Source organism: Autumnicola edwardsiae, assembly GCF_031846505.1.
Classification (GTDB): domain Bacteria; phylum Bacteroidota; class Bacteroidia; order Flavobacteriales; family Flavobacteriaceae; genus Autumnicola; species Autumnicola edwardsiae.
This window is the reverse complement of sequence record NZ_JAVRHP010000003.1, coordinates 1-13,023: the sequence shown is the minus strand read 5'-3', so window position 1 is coordinate 13,023 and position 13,023 is coordinate 1. Positions and strand designations below refer to the sequence as shown.

At 39.9% G+C, this 13,023-nt stretch carries 11 protein-coding genes and 1 pseudogene; 6 read left to right on the top strand and 6 right to left on the bottom strand.

Annotated features, from left to right (window positions below; all coding sequences use genetic code 11):
- Positions 1 to 43: 43 nt before the first annotated feature.
- From RM529_RS01000 to asnB, 4 genes are all read right to left on the bottom strand, one after another.
- Positions 44 to 970 carry a malate dehydrogenase gene (locus RM529_RS01000; protein ID WP_311482880.1) on the bottom strand — a complete coding sequence of 309 codons (927 nt, stop codon included), beginning with the start codon at positions 968 to 970 and terminating at the stop codon, positions 44 to 46.
- Between the two features lie 88 nt (positions 971 to 1,058).
- On the bottom strand, positions 1,059 to 2,027 hold the full coding sequence (locus RM529_RS00995) for a DUF6588 family protein (protein ID WP_311482879.1): 969 nt from the start codon (positions 2,025 to 2,027) through the stop codon (positions 1,059 to 1,061).
- 115 nt (positions 2,028 to 2,142) lie between these two features.
- Positions 2,143 to 4,083: a DNA topoisomerase (ATP-hydrolyzing) subunit B gene (gyrB, locus tag RM529_RS00990; protein ID WP_311482878.1), complete on the bottom strand. Its 1,941-nt coding sequence runs from the start codon at positions 4,081 to 4,083 to the stop codon at positions 2,143 to 2,145.
- Positions 4,084 to 4,269: 186 nt separating this feature from the next.
- Positions 4,270 to 5,889, bottom strand: coding sequence for an asparagine synthase B (gene asnB / locus RM529_RS00985; protein WP_311482877.1), 1,620 nt, complete (start codon positions 5,887 to 5,889; stop codon positions 4,270 to 4,272).
- Between the two features lie 270 nt (positions 5,890 to 6,159).
- Here asnB and RM529_RS00980 point away from each other — a divergent pair, with 270 nt between their 5' ends.
- Positions 6,160 to 6,711, top strand: coding sequence for a DUF2911 domain-containing protein (locus RM529_RS00980; RefSeq protein ID WP_311482876.1), 552 nt, complete (start codon positions 6,160 to 6,162; stop codon positions 6,709 to 6,711).
- Between the two features lie 45 nt (positions 6,712 to 6,756).
- Here RM529_RS00980 and RM529_RS00975 read toward each other — a convergent pair whose 3' ends face one another.
- Positions 6,757 to 7,389, bottom strand: coding sequence for a 7-carboxy-7-deazaguanine synthase QueE (locus RM529_RS00975; protein ID WP_311482875.1), 633 nt, complete (start codon positions 7,387 to 7,389; stop codon positions 6,757 to 6,759).
- Positions 7,390 to 7,523: 134 nt separating this feature from the next.
- Here RM529_RS00975 and RM529_RS00970 point away from each other — a divergent pair, with 134 nt between their 5' ends.
- From RM529_RS00970 to RM529_RS00950, 5 genes are all read left to right on the top strand, one after another.
- A complete protein-coding gene (locus RM529_RS00970; protein WP_311482874.1) occupies positions 7,524 to 8,861 on the top strand; it encodes a D-alanyl-D-alanine carboxypeptidase/D-alanyl-D-alanine-endopeptidase in 1,338 nt (445 codons plus the stop codon).
- A gap of 25 nt (positions 8,862 to 8,886) precedes the next feature.
- Complete coding sequence (locus tag RM529_RS00965; RefSeq protein ID WP_311482873.1) at positions 8,887 to 9,969, top strand: S66 peptidase family protein; 1,083 nt, start codon at positions 8,887 to 8,889, stop codon at positions 9,967 to 9,969.
- 17 nt (positions 9,970 to 9,986) lie between these two features.
- Positions 9,987 to 11,504, top strand: a complete 1,518-nt coding sequence (locus RM529_RS00960; RefSeq protein ID WP_311482872.1) for a helicase HerA-like domain-containing protein — start codon at positions 9,987 to 9,989, stop codon at positions 11,502 to 11,504.
- 12 nt (positions 11,505 to 11,516) lie between these two features.
- The gene (locus tag RM529_RS00955; RefSeq protein ID WP_311482871.1) at positions 11,517 to 12,071 is read left to right on the top strand and encodes a hypothetical protein; all 555 of its coding nucleotides are present in this window, start codon (positions 11,517 to 11,519) and stop codon (positions 12,069 to 12,071) included.
- Positions 12,072 to 12,153: 82 nt separating this feature from the next.
- Positions 12,154 to 12,366 carry a hypothetical protein gene (locus tag RM529_RS00950; RefSeq protein ID WP_311482870.1) on the top strand — a complete coding sequence of 71 codons (213 nt, stop codon included), beginning with the start codon at positions 12,154 to 12,156 and terminating at the stop codon, positions 12,364 to 12,366.
- Positions 12,367 to 12,441: 75 nt separating this feature from the next.
- On the opposite strand, the pseudogene RM529_RS00945 reads toward RM529_RS00950, so the two are convergent.
- Positions 12,442 to 13,023 (bottom strand): annotated as a pseudogene (locus RM529_RS00945) (cell division protein FtsZ); the annotation flags it as partial.

Sequence of the window (13,023 nt, the reverse complement as noted above, 5' to 3'; positions counted from 1 at the left end):
TTAGTGGCCTTTTTTAACTCTATATTACTTCTCTACAACTTGTTTAAAACTCAAGCAAACCGTTGGTTTTCTTTACACCTTCAGCGCTTTCTTTCATCTTATTCTTCTCTGCCTCGTCAAGATCAATTTCCACAATTTTCTCCAGTCCGCCTTTACCAAGAATTGCAGGAACTCCTATACAAAGATCATTAAGCCCATATTCACCTTCCAACAAGGCAGAACAAGGGAACATCTTTTTTTGATCACAGGCAATTGCCTGCACCAAACCAGATACTGCTGCTCCCGGAGCGTACCAGGCACTTGTTCCTAATAGTTTGGTTAGGGTTGCACCTCCCACTTTAGTATCCTCTGCGACCTGATTCAAACGGTCTTCAGATAAAAATGCTGTTACAGGAACACTGTTTCTGGTAGCCAACCTTGTAAGAGGAACCATCCCGGTATCGCTATGGCCACCAATCACCATCCCATCTACATCAGACGGTGGACATTCCAAAGCTTCACTTAATCTATATTTAAATCTCGCGCTATCCAACGCCCCCCCCATTCCGATAATTCTATTCTTCGGAAGATTGGTGGTTTTATGCACAAGATAAGTCATAGTATCCATAGGATTACTAACTACTATAAGAGTTACGTCTGGAGACTGTTCGATAAGCTTTGATGAAACTTCTTTAACAATCCCTGCGTTTATGCCAATTAATTCTTCCCTTGTCATCCCCGGCTTACGAGGAATACCACTGGTAATTACAGCAACATCGCTTCCCGCCGTTTTTGAATAATCATTTGTACTCCCGGTGATTTTGGTATCAAAACTATTTAAAGTAGCAGTTTGCATAAGGTCCATCGCCTTCCCTTCTGCAACTCCTTCTTTAATATCCAGTAAAACAACTTCTGAAGCAAAGTTTTTAATTGCAACATATTCCGCACAGCTGGCACCAACTGCACCCGCTCCTACTATAGTAACTTTCATTCTTTATTATTTAATTCGGTTTATAATGAGACGAAAATACAAATTATGTTAATGATTTTGTGATAACAAATGGTTAAAGTCCCGAGGTTTAGATTCTAAAGTGAAGGCCGATATTGAGATTGAAAAATTTTCCGGCCGTAGCCATTGTACTGACTTTAAAATCATTGAAGTATACATTAAAGCCGACATCGCCTTTAAATTGCGCTTCAGAATCCCCCAAATCTTCCAAAGCCTCATTAATGGTATTTAAACCAAATTTACTCCCCTGCATCATATATGAAAAGTTGGAACTGGCTACACCAAGCGCTCCAAAAATTTCAAAATTCTCATATCGCTTTGACCCCAGCAGTTCTGCAGTCCAAACATCTGCATCTACATCTATAGCGTTTAGCTGGGCAAACTCCGCCAAGTCAACAGGTTCAAAAGCATACTCTATGTCAAAAATACTGTACGCGGCAAAAGCAGCAAACTGAAAATCATCAGGTTCATTAAACCTGAAGTATTGGCTAAAATTATGCTTTATTCCTGCGCCATAAGTGCTTACCTGCACATCATTAACTGTTAATTTAGGCATGGCTCTTACAGCAAACTCTGTTTCGTAAGGAAGCCCTACGGTAACCTGTGCAAATGGATGCGCCACAAAACTCTTATCCACTCCTTCGATGGCCTGAAAAGGTTCAATTTCTGTACCCGCTATCTCTCCTTCAAAAAAGACTTCAGAAGAAGAACCAAAAGCCGTAGGAACTATAGCGTTTCTTGCACCTCCCTGTATACTGAGTGTCTCGTAAGAACCAGTAGTAAAAGTTTTTCTGCTGTCTGGAACTATTAAGGCATTCGCGTGCAGGGAAATTTCAAATTTCCATCTATCCAATGTCTGAGCAGAGGAGAACCATCCTCCGTTAGCCTGATATGCAATACTGTTCGCCGCCGGACTGGCAAAGTCATCAGCAATACTTTTTAGATCATTCACTAAGGGAATGTCGCCGGGGACCTGAGCAGTGGCAGAACTACTCCATAAAATCGTTGTAAAACAGAAAAGATAGTATAGCTTTTTCATAAGTAAAATTTAGGTATTATTTGGGGTGTAAAAATAGCAAAATTTTCGCGTAAGGTTTAACAAAAAAAACAGGCCTGCAAATTTGCAGACCTGTTTATCATTTATTTAGTAAATTCTACGCATCTATATTCGCATACTTTGCGTTCTTTTCGATAAATTCTCTTCGTGGCGGCACTTCATCCCCCATAAGCATTGAGAAAATCCTGTCTGCCTCACCGCTGTTATCTATGGTAACCTGTCTTAATTTTCTACGTTCAGGATCCATTGTAGTGTCCCATAGCTGCTCCGCATTCATCTCCCCAAGACCTTTATATCTCTGGATCTGAACACCGCCACTATAACTCTCGGCAATTTCATCCCGTTCTTTTTCAGACCAGGCATAGCGCTTCTTAGAAGCTTTCTTTACCAGGTAGAGAGGTGGAGTAGCGATATAAATATGCCCGCCTTCAATCAACTCCTTCATATATCTATAGAAGAAGGTAAGGATAAGTGTTTCAATATGACTTCCATCCACATCGGCATCACACATAATAACAACTTTATGATACCTTAATTTTGACAAATTTAAGGCTTTGCTATCTTCTTCTGTTCCAATAGTAACCCCAAGTGCCGTATAGATGTTTTTAATCTCTTCATTGTCAAAAACCCGGTGGGTCATCGCTTTCTCTACATTAAGAATTTTACCTCTTAACGGAAGAATAGCCTGGAATTTCCTATCCCGGCCTTGCTTTGCAGTACCTCCTGCAGAATCTCCCTCAACAAGAAAAACCTCGCATTGTGTAGGATCCTGCTCAGAACAATCTGATAATTTCCCGGGAAGTCCTCCGATACTCATGGCTGTTTTACGCTGCACCATTTCACGAGCCTTCTTGGCCGCATTACGTGCCTGCGCTGCAAGAATCACCTTCTGAACAATGGTTTTTGCATCATTCGGGTTTTCCTCCAGATATATATCCAGCATTTCTGAAACCGCCTGGGAAACAGCCGATGTCACCTCGCGGTTACCTAATTTCGTTTTTGTCTGACCTTCAAATTGAGGTTCACCAACTTTAACAGAAATAATAGCTGTTAAGCCTTCCCGGAAATCGTCCCCGGTAATCTCAAACTTTAGCTTATCAAGCATTCCGGAAGCATCTGCGTATTTCTTTAAGGTTGTGGTTAAACCTCTTCGAAATCCTGACAGGTGCGTTCCACCTTCATGAGTATTAATATTGTTTACGTAAGAATGTAAATTTTCATTAAAAGAAGTGTTATAGACCATAGCCACTTCCACCGGAATATCGTTCTTCTCCCCTTCCATAGAAATCACATCTCCTATAATAGGCTCACGGTTACCGTCTAAAAATTTTATAAATTCTTTTAACCCTTCATTAGAATGGAAGGTTTCAGAAACAAAATTTCCTTCTTTATCTTTTTGCCTTTTATCTGTAAGACTTATGGTAAGTCCTTTATTCAGAAAAGATAACTCACGCATTCTACTGGAAAGTGTATCGTAACTGTAATCCACAGATTGCTGAAAAATACTGGGATCTGGCTTAAAAGTAACCATAGTACCTGAAAGCTCTGTCTCTCCTACGGGTTTAACAGGATAAAGCGGTTTCCCTAACTCGTATTCCTGCTCCCATATTTGCCCGTCACGATAAACAGTGGCTTTAAGACTGGAGGAAAGTGCATTTACGCAACTTACCCCAACCCCGTGCAAACCACCGGAAACCTTGTAAGAATCTTTATCAAATTTACCTCCGGCTCCAATCTTAGTCATTACCACCTCAAGAGCAGAGACGCCTTCTTTCTTGTGAAGATCAATAGGTATACCTCTACCGTTATCTTCTGTAGTTACAGAACCATCTTCATTTATAGTAACCTTTATGGTGTCGCAATGGCCGGCCATCGCTTCATCAATAGAGTTGTCTACTACCTCATAAACCAAATGATGCAGACCTCTTATCCCGGTATCCCCGATATACATAGAAGGTCGCATACGAACATGCTCCATCCCCTCGAGGGCTTGTATACTGTCTGCCGAGTAAAGTTTTTTCTTGGCTTCTTCGCTCATGTATTATGTAAATTAAATTCGTGTATTTTTGGTAACGAACAAATATAGCAAAACCCGTGCTTTTACACTGTGAGAGCGAACTTTAAAGCCTTGAAGTTATTAACAATTAATGTGGAAAACCCGGTAGCGTAACCGGTCAAAAAACCGGACGCTACGGGTTAAACAAACCACACGAAAATTTTTGATCTAAACTTTAGCTAACTCATCCAGTTGTTTCTTCGCTGTAGAAGCTACGTGTGAGGTGTTTGCCCTTCCGCTTGGGTCCAGATCTGCCTGCCATTTCGGGATCCATCTTTTCACGGTTTTAGCCGCACTTTCCTGCGGGAAGTGGTTATGGAATATTTCCCTATAGAAATAAGCCTCTTTTGTAGCAGGAGTGTTGTGTGGGAATCTTGTAGCCGCATCTGCCATCTGCTCATCTGTTACATGCGCAGCAGCATACGCTATAAGCTCATCAATCCAGTTATAACCTACACCATCACTAAATTGCTCTTTTTGCCTCCATAAAACCTCATCTGGAAGGAAAGGACGTTCCGGGGTATCAAACGCTTTACGAAGAATATATTTCTCAACACCATCATAAGTGCTCGGCATTTTTTCCTTAGGCTCGGTTTCTATGGCTGTTTTAAGGAATTGCTTATCCAGGAACGGAACACGCGCTTCCAGGCCATGAGCCATTGTAGATTTATCTGCTCTTAAACAATCTGCAGTTGCAAGCCGTTGTACCCTTCTAATTGTTTCCTTCTGAAATTCTTCAGCAGAAGGAGCGTTTTTAAAGTAAAGGTAGCCTCCAAAAATTTCATCTGCACCTTCACCCGAAAGTACCACTTTCACCCCCTTATCTTTTATTCCTTTAGACAAAAAGTACATAGGAGTACTTGCCCTAATAGAAGTAACATCATAAGTTTCAAGATGCCATACAAGCTTCTTAAGAATTTCTATTCCTTCTTCAACAGTAAAATAAAGTTCTGTATGTTCTGTTCCTAAAAATTCAGCAACCTTTCTCGCCGCTATCAAATCTGGAGCAGTTTCATCTAAACCTATAGAAAAGGAATGTAATTTCTTTCCTGTTCCTTCCAGCAATCTTGCCGCAATAGAAGATGTTAGTGAAGAATCAAGACCACCGCTCAGTAATACTCCTAACGGCACATCTGCCATTAATCGTTTTTTTGTAGCCGCAATTAAACTTTCCCTCAATTTTGTAAGATCCAGCTTTTCTTTGCCCTTTTTATAATCATACCAGTCCGGTGTGTAATATTCTACAAAACCTGTTTCGGGAGTATAATAATGTCCCGGAGGAAATGCTGCAAAGTTGGAGCATTCATCAGCCAAAGCCTTCATCTCACTTGCAAACCAGATAGCACCATCATCATCGGTCCCATAGTAAAGCGGCTTCACCCCAATTGGATCACGGGCCGCGATAAAGTCTTTACCATCTACCACAACAAAAGAAAATACGCCATCAAGCTTATCTAAAAAATCATAGCCGTATTCTTCATATAAATGAACAATAACTTCAGAATCTCCCGTTGTACGGAATTGATGATCTTTTAGTTCATTATTTCTTAGTGCCTGGTGATTATATATTTCACCATTATGAATCATCCAGGCAGATGAAGTACCCTGGATAGGTTGTTTTCCTGTTTCTAAATCTACAATAGAAAGTCTTTCGTGACTTAATACGTAACCCTCTTCGGTTACATGAACATCACTTTCGTCCGGCCCACGGTGAGACATCCTCTTAGACAGGCTGCTTACTTTCTCTTTACTTAATCGATCTCCGATTACTGCTAAAATTCCACACATGACATTTATGTTATTAATTTGATACAAATATGGGTCGAAGCTTACAGTTTTTAAACACTAAAAACACAAATGATTTCATTTAAAAACTTCTTATCTGCAATTTAAACCCAGAAGGTAGCTACTGCACAAATATGCTCTTCAAAATCTAACAGATGTAAAAATTCTGCACTTTAACAGCATCTAAGTAATTCTTTAACATGAAAGACGTTACCCCTACAGTATATTTATAGAAAATATAGAAATAGTTAACATTAAAATTTAAAAGAAGAAATGAAAAAAATATTAATAGCAGTATTTGGACTAATGCTAACATTAGGAAATGCACAGGAAGAAATGGATGGTGCGCCTAATTTCTCAAAGATGGACAGCAGCCCGATGGACCTTGCGCTCTACAGGAATCAAAATGAAGAACCTATTGCCCGGGTTATTTACAGCCGCCCGCAGAAGAGGGATAGGGAAGTATTTGGAAAACTTGTACCTTACGGTGAGGTATGGCGAACAGGGGCCAACGAGGCAACAGAACTTACGCTTTACAAAGACATGCAGGTAGCCGGAGAAAAGATCCCTCAGGGAACTTATACGCTCTACACGGTTCCAAATGAAAAGGAATGGACAGTGATCCTCAATAAGAAAACCCTAACCTGGGGAGCTTATGAGTACTCCAGCGAACAGGATCTTGTAAGGATAAATGTGCCGGTAAGAAAAGCTCAAAACAACATTGAAGCTTTATCTATGGCATTCCAGGAATCCAACAACGGTGCCGATCTTCTTATAGGATGGGACGATCGTTTTGTAAAAGTTCCTTTTGAACCAACAATGTAACAGCACAATTTCATAAATTTAAAAAGCGCCTTTCGGGCGCTTTTTTTATGGAATATTGAGATATTTATGAGTTTGTAAGGAAACTTTCCATTTTGGGTTTTTCATTACATAATCTATAATAAGCGGAATCATTTTTTCCCTGTTGCTCCATTCCGGCTGGAGGTAAAGGATACAGTTTTCACTAACTTTGGCCGCCTGCTCTTCTGCAAACTTTAAATCGTGCTTATTAAAAACGATTACCTTAAGCTCGTTGGCCGCAACATAAACTTCATCTGTCGGCAATTTTATCTTTTTAGGAGAAAGACACACCCAGTCCCAGTCGCCGGTTAGCTTATAAGCCCCAGAAGTTTCAATATGGGTTTTACAACCTTTATCCCTAAGACTTTTAGTTAAAAGCGTCATGTCCCATGTAAGCGGTTCTCCTCCTGTTATAACCACAGTATCACTACTTGCAGCTGCCTTTTCCACCATTTCTCCAATATGAGTGGGTGGGTGCACTCCGGCATCCCAACTTTCCTTCACGTCACACCAGTGGCAGCCCACATCGCAACCACCAATCCTAATGAAATATGCCGCAGTCCCTTTAAAAAAACCTTCCCCCTGTATCGTATAAAAATCTTCCATTAAAGGAAGCATTATACCCTCATCTACCAACGCCTGTGTTTCTTTTGTAATCATAGCGTGCAAAGATACGGAAACTCTTAATTTATAGGTTCATAATCCGTTTACTTTCAAACCTGCTTTAAATTTTCTTGTGATATGTATTTAAATAGAAGTAAATTCACTTCATTCTAACCGGAAAATCTCACTTCTTGACAACCAATAAATCCTTTAGTACCTATTTTCTATTTCCGGTGATTTTACTGCTATTCCTGCTTTTAAGCGCCTGCAGCACTACCCGAAGTTTAAGAAGAGACCTGAATAAAGAAAGAAGCAACACAGAAAATATGAGCCGGGGATTTACAGGGTTTGTCTTGTACGATGCGGGTTCCGAAAAGACAATTTTCGAACATAATGCCGGCAAATATTTCACACCGGCATCTAATATCAAATTATTCACTTTTTACGCCGGACTCCAAACTTTGGGAGATTCTGTCCCCGCTATAAGGTATGCCGCCAGGAATGACAGTCTTATTTTTAAAGCTACCGGCGATCCTTCTTTTCTGAATCCTGACTTGCCAGATTCCGGACTGCTGGAATTTCTAAAGAACCGGGAAGAGCAATTGTTTTACCTGAAACCTACTTATACCGAAGAAGCCTTTGGCCCCGGTTGGGCGTGGGATGATTATAATTACGCTTTTTCTGCGGAAAGAGTTCCCTTTCCTATTTATGGAAATAAACTGAAGGTAATTTTTAAAGAAGATAATCCTCTTCCAAGCACCAATCCTTCATTCTTTAAAAATATGATTTCAGCGGAAGAAGATTCTTTAAAAAATTACCGCGGAATTCGTCGTGAACTATTTTCCAATGATTTCACTTACATTCAGAAAGAAAGCCGGAAGAATTCTGAAGAAACTGTACCCTTTATTTATTCCGAAAAATTATTTCTGAAACTTCTCAGCGACACTTTGCAACGCGAAATTCATCTAATTAAAGGCCTGCCTCAAAAATGGCAATTATCGACTTCCTATTACGGAATTGCCACAGACAGCCTTTACAAAAGGATGTTACGGCAAAGTGACAATCTTATTGCTGAACAAATCCTGCTTTTAGCTTCAGAAAGTATTGCCGACACTCTAAAATCTGACATTGCAATAGATTTTATAAAGAAAAACCACCTTAAAAGCCTTCCCGATGAGCCAGTTTGGGTAGATGGCTCCGGACTTTCGCGCTACAACCTGGTAACACCACGAAGCATAGTGAAATTGCTGGAAAAGATTCAGAATAAAGTGAACTGGGAGCGGTTAACCGCTCTTTTAGCCACCGGTGGACAATCAGGAACGTTAAAAAACAGCTTTAAAGCTAAAGAAGCCTTTGTTTTTGCCAAAACCGGAAGTATGAGCAATAATTATAGTTTAAGCGGATACGTAAAAACCGATAATGGTAAAATTTTGATCTTCAGTTTTATGAACAGCAATTTCACGGCAGACAGTGAGCTTCTCAGAAAACAAATTGAGCAAATACTACTCTTCATAAAAGACAATTATTAAAAAGTTTTTAGAAAAAATCAGTAAAATGTCTAATTTCGATAAGTCTCAACCTTCAAAAATGGAAAGAAGAAAATTTATTCAGAATATTGGAACTGCAGGAATGGCAATTCCGCTGAGTTCCTTCAGCACTAGTACGAATTTTTCCAATTCCGAAGAAATTATACGCCCTAAAGCACTTAAAGAAGGTGATACTATAGGTATTGTGAGTCCTGCAAGTGCCATTTTTGAATCTGAACCTTACGAAATTGCCCGGGAATCGTTTGAAGCCATGGGATTAAAGGTGAAATTTGGGGAATTTACCAAAAGCAGGTATGGACACCTCGCGGGAACAGACGAAGAGCGGGCAGGCGAATTAAACGAGATGTTTGGAGACCCTTCCATAATGGCAATTATCGCCCTTAGAGGAGGCTCCGGCTCGGCCAGGATCCTGGATAAACTGGATTATAACCTCATAAAGAAAAACCCGAAAATCTTTATAGGTTACAGTGATATTACTGCGTTACATCTGGCTATTTTTCAGAAAACCGGGCTTGTTACTTTTCATGGACCGGCAGCAGTTTCTACCTGGAACAGCTTCAGCACAAATCATTTAAAAAAACTCCTTTTTGAGAAGGAAATGCTTACACTTAAAAACCCTTCAGACAAAGGTGATGAACTTACGCAAACCGAAAACCGCATCCGTACAATTAACCCGGGAAAAGCAAAAGGGAAACTCCTTGGCGGAAACCTTTCGGTTTTAACCGGAATAATGGGAACCGAATATTTCCCGAAAGATTGGAAGGGAAAAATATTATATATAGAAGATATTGGGGAGAAAATTTATGCGGTAGACCGAATGATGTCACAACTGCGGCTTGGTGGTGTACTGGAGCAAATTAGCGGATTTGTCTTTGGGAAATGTAGTGATTGTGGGCCTGGCGGCAGTGGTTTTGGCTCCCTTACACTGGAAGAAGTGATAAATTCTTATATTGAACCTCTTAATGTTCCTGCATTTACCGGCGCGATGATTGGCCATATTGATGATAATGTTACTATTCCCAATGGCATAGCAGCAGAAATTGATGCTGAAGAAGGAACTATAAGGTTGTTAAATGCAGCGGTACGTTAATCTCTTAAATTTTTACAGTGGAAGAAAAGCAAAAATTTATTGATCATATTTCCTCCGGCTACCAGCCCAAAGGCCCATATATTTACCTGGGTGCGGCAATGCACGAGGGCGTAACTATTCCGGAAGCGGCTGTAAAGATTCCGTTGAAAATGATGAACCGGCATGGACTTATAGCCGGAGCCACGGGAACCGGAAAATCGAAAACCCTACAGATCCTTGCCGAAAACCTTTCAGAACAGGGAGTTCCTGTTTTATTAATGGACGTAAAAGGAGATCTTAGCGGTATTGCCAAACCTTCTAACGGAGAATCTTTTTTACACGAAAGGCATAACAAAATTGGATTTCCTTTTGAAGCAAAGGCTGCCCCGGTTGAGATACTAAGCATTTCTGAACAAAAAGGTGTACGGTTGAGAGCCACCGTAAGCGAATTTGGACCGGTTTTATTATCCAGAATTCTCGACGTGACCTCAACCCAGGCGGGAATAATGGCTATCATTTTTAAATATTGTGATGATAATCACCTGCCACTCCTGGACCTGAAAGATCTTAAGAAGGTGCTGCAATACGCCACAGATGAGGGCCGGGAAGAAATAGAAAAAGAATATGGCAGAATTTCTTCAGCATCTACAGGAGCTATTCTTAGAAAAATTGTGAGCCTTGAACAGCAGGGAGCAGAGCTTTTTTTTGGCGAACGTTCTTTTGATGTAAAAGATCTTACCCGAAAAGATGAAAATGGACAGGGCTTTGTAAATATTTTCAGGCTCACCGATATCCAGGATAAACCTGCACTTTTTTCAACCTTTATGCTGAGTCTGCTCGCTGAAATCTATACCACTTTCCCGGAAAAAGGTGACAGTGAAAAGCCAGAACTGGTCATGTTTATAGACGAAGCACATCTTATTTTTGACCAGGCTTCCAAAGCACTTCTCAACCAGATAGAAAGCATCATAAAACTCATTCGCTCTAAAGGCGTCGGAATTTATTTTGTCACGCAGAACCCCACAGACGTTCCTTCAGAAGTACTTGGACAGTTAGGGCTGAAAATTCAGCATGCTTTACGAGCCTTTACTGCCAAAGACCGGAAAGCAATAAAATTAACTGCAGAAAATTATCCGATTTCTGAATTTTACGATACAAAAAACGAAATAACTACGTTAGGTACAGGAGAAGCATTAGTTTCGGCATTAGATGAAAAGGGACGCCCCGGGCCGCTGGCAGCTACCATGCTTAGAGCACCGATGAGCAGGATGGATATTTTAACGGGACAGGAACTGGATGAAATAATCGACCATTCTAAACTCGCTGAGAAATATAATAAGGAAATTGACCGGGAGAGCGCTTATGAAATCCTTTCTGAAAAAATTAATGAAGCTGAAGAGGAGCAGGCAAAGGAGAAAGCAAAATCTGAAAGGAAAACCGTGACAAAATCAAGTTCACGGAAACATACAACTACTGAAGGAGCTATCATTAAAGTATTAACCAGCGCAACATTTATAAGAGGAGTTATGGGTGTATTAAATAAGCTTATAAAATAACCTGACCGGAATATGAAAAACAACCTTTTACTATTACTACTAAGTCTTCTCCTGTTTTCCTGCAACAACAACGAAGATAATCCTTACCTGATCACTCCAACACAGGTTGGAAAAATTAAAAAAGATACCAGGATCAATCAACTGGATTCAATTTTTGCTAAAGATTCTATCGTAAGACAAACCAGCGGGCCAGAGCAATTTAGATCAACAGATGAGATAAGAATAATTGAAAATGGCGGAAAACCACTGATGTACCTGGAGCCGCTACAGGAATTTGATTCTACAAGTACTATTGGATATATAAGGATAATGGATTCCCGCTACGAGACCAAAGAGGGGTTAAATATTAGCAGTACATTTAAGGATATTCTGGAAAACTACAACATTTCCAGAATAGAAAATACACTAAACGCTGCGGTGGTTTTTCTTGACGACATTAACGCCTATATTACAATTGATAAAAAGGAACTTCCCTCTAATTTGAGGTACGATACCGATACGAGAATACGCGCTTCACAAATACCCAATGAGGCCAAAATAAAGTACTTCATGATTTACTGGAATTGAGAAAGATTCCCAAAAAATGTTAAGTCAGCAGCTTCTTAAGCATGATTAATTAACTTTACTTAATAACCAATATATTAATATTATGATCAAGATTTTAGGATTAATTATGACTATTGGAGGTGCAATTGCCCTAATATTCGGAGTATTAGGTCTATTTGGAAGTATAGCGTTAATGTTTAGTCCATGGGCACTTGCAATTTTAGGTGTAATTTTCTTTTTTGCAGGAATATCCCTTATTAAAAGACGTAGAGATACTAATGAGCCTGATGCTCAAAGCACAACGAGGCGCACCTGATTTTCTTTATTTCAATAAAATAAAAAGGTTCCGGATATTTTCCGGAACCTTTTTATTTTGGTGCTGTTTGAAGTGCTAATCTACATTGTCATGTAGAAAAGAGTTATTCCTTCTAAACTGCAAATCATCATTATCATCCTTTCCAAGGCTCGTCCTGGAAAGTTTGCTCTCTCCCGGCTTGCTGTCGTCAAGGTCCACACCCTGTCTTTTGTAAGCCGGCTGCTTTTCTATTTCATCTATTTGAGCAGCGTTGCTTCTGAATTTATAATTAAACTCTTTCATTTTAGCGCGACGCTCTGCAGCACGCTCGATTAGCATTTCTGAAATAGGATTGTTAAAAGGATCTTCTTCTTCACCTGAATCTTCTTTTTTCTCAGGACTCGGTGCTACCGTCTTTTTTTCAAAAGCAATGGTTTCATCTTTTGGCTCTTCCTTTTTAGCAGGCTTGGAACTTTCCAGTTTTTGCTCAAATTCCATATAATCATCAAGACTGTATCGCTTCACTCCCTGCGCAGAATTTTCGGTTACCGGAATTATTTCTACCGGCTCATTAACCTCAATATTCCTGGCTTTGTATGAAGTGTTTTCTTCTTCTTTCTGTTTTTCTTCCTGTTTTTTATTCTGCGGATTTACCGGATTGGACTCCTTTTTTTCACT

Excerpts from the sequence above, each read along its gene's own strand:
- RM529_RS01000 (WP_311482880.1), bottom strand. The coding sequence starts at position 970 with ATGAAAGTTACTATAGTAGGAGCGGGTGCAGTTGGTGCCAGCTGTGCG.
- RM529_RS00995 (WP_311482879.1), bottom strand. The coding sequence starts at position 2,027 with ATGAAAAAGCTATACTATCTTTTCTGTTTTACAACGATTTTATGGAGT.
- RM529_RS00975 (WP_311482875.1), bottom strand. The coding sequence starts at position 7,389 with ATGATTACAAAAGAAACACAGGCGTTGGTAGATGAGGGTATAATGCTT.
- RM529_RS00950 (WP_311482870.1), top strand. The coding sequence starts at position 12,154 with ATGATCAAGATTTTAGGATTAATTATGACTATTGGAGGTGCAATTGCC.
- RM529_RS00980 (WP_311482876.1), top strand. The coding sequence starts at position 6,160 with ATGAAAAAAATATTAATAGCAGTATTTGGACTAATGCTAACATTAGGA.
- RM529_RS00955 (WP_311482871.1), top strand. The coding sequence starts at position 11,517 with ATGAAAAACAACCTTTTACTATTACTACTAAGTCTTCTCCTGTTTTCC.
- RM529_RS00965 (WP_311482873.1), top strand. The coding sequence starts at position 8,887 with ATGTCTAATTTCGATAAGTCTCAACCTTCAAAAATGGAAAGAAGAAAA.
- asnB (WP_311482877.1), bottom strand. The coding sequence starts at position 5,889 with ATGTGTGGAATTTTAGCAGTAATCGGAGATCGATTAAGTAAAGAGAAA.
- gyrB (WP_311482878.1), bottom strand. The coding sequence starts at position 4,083 with ATGAGCGAAGAAGCCAAGAAAAAACTTTACTCGGCAGACAGTATACAA.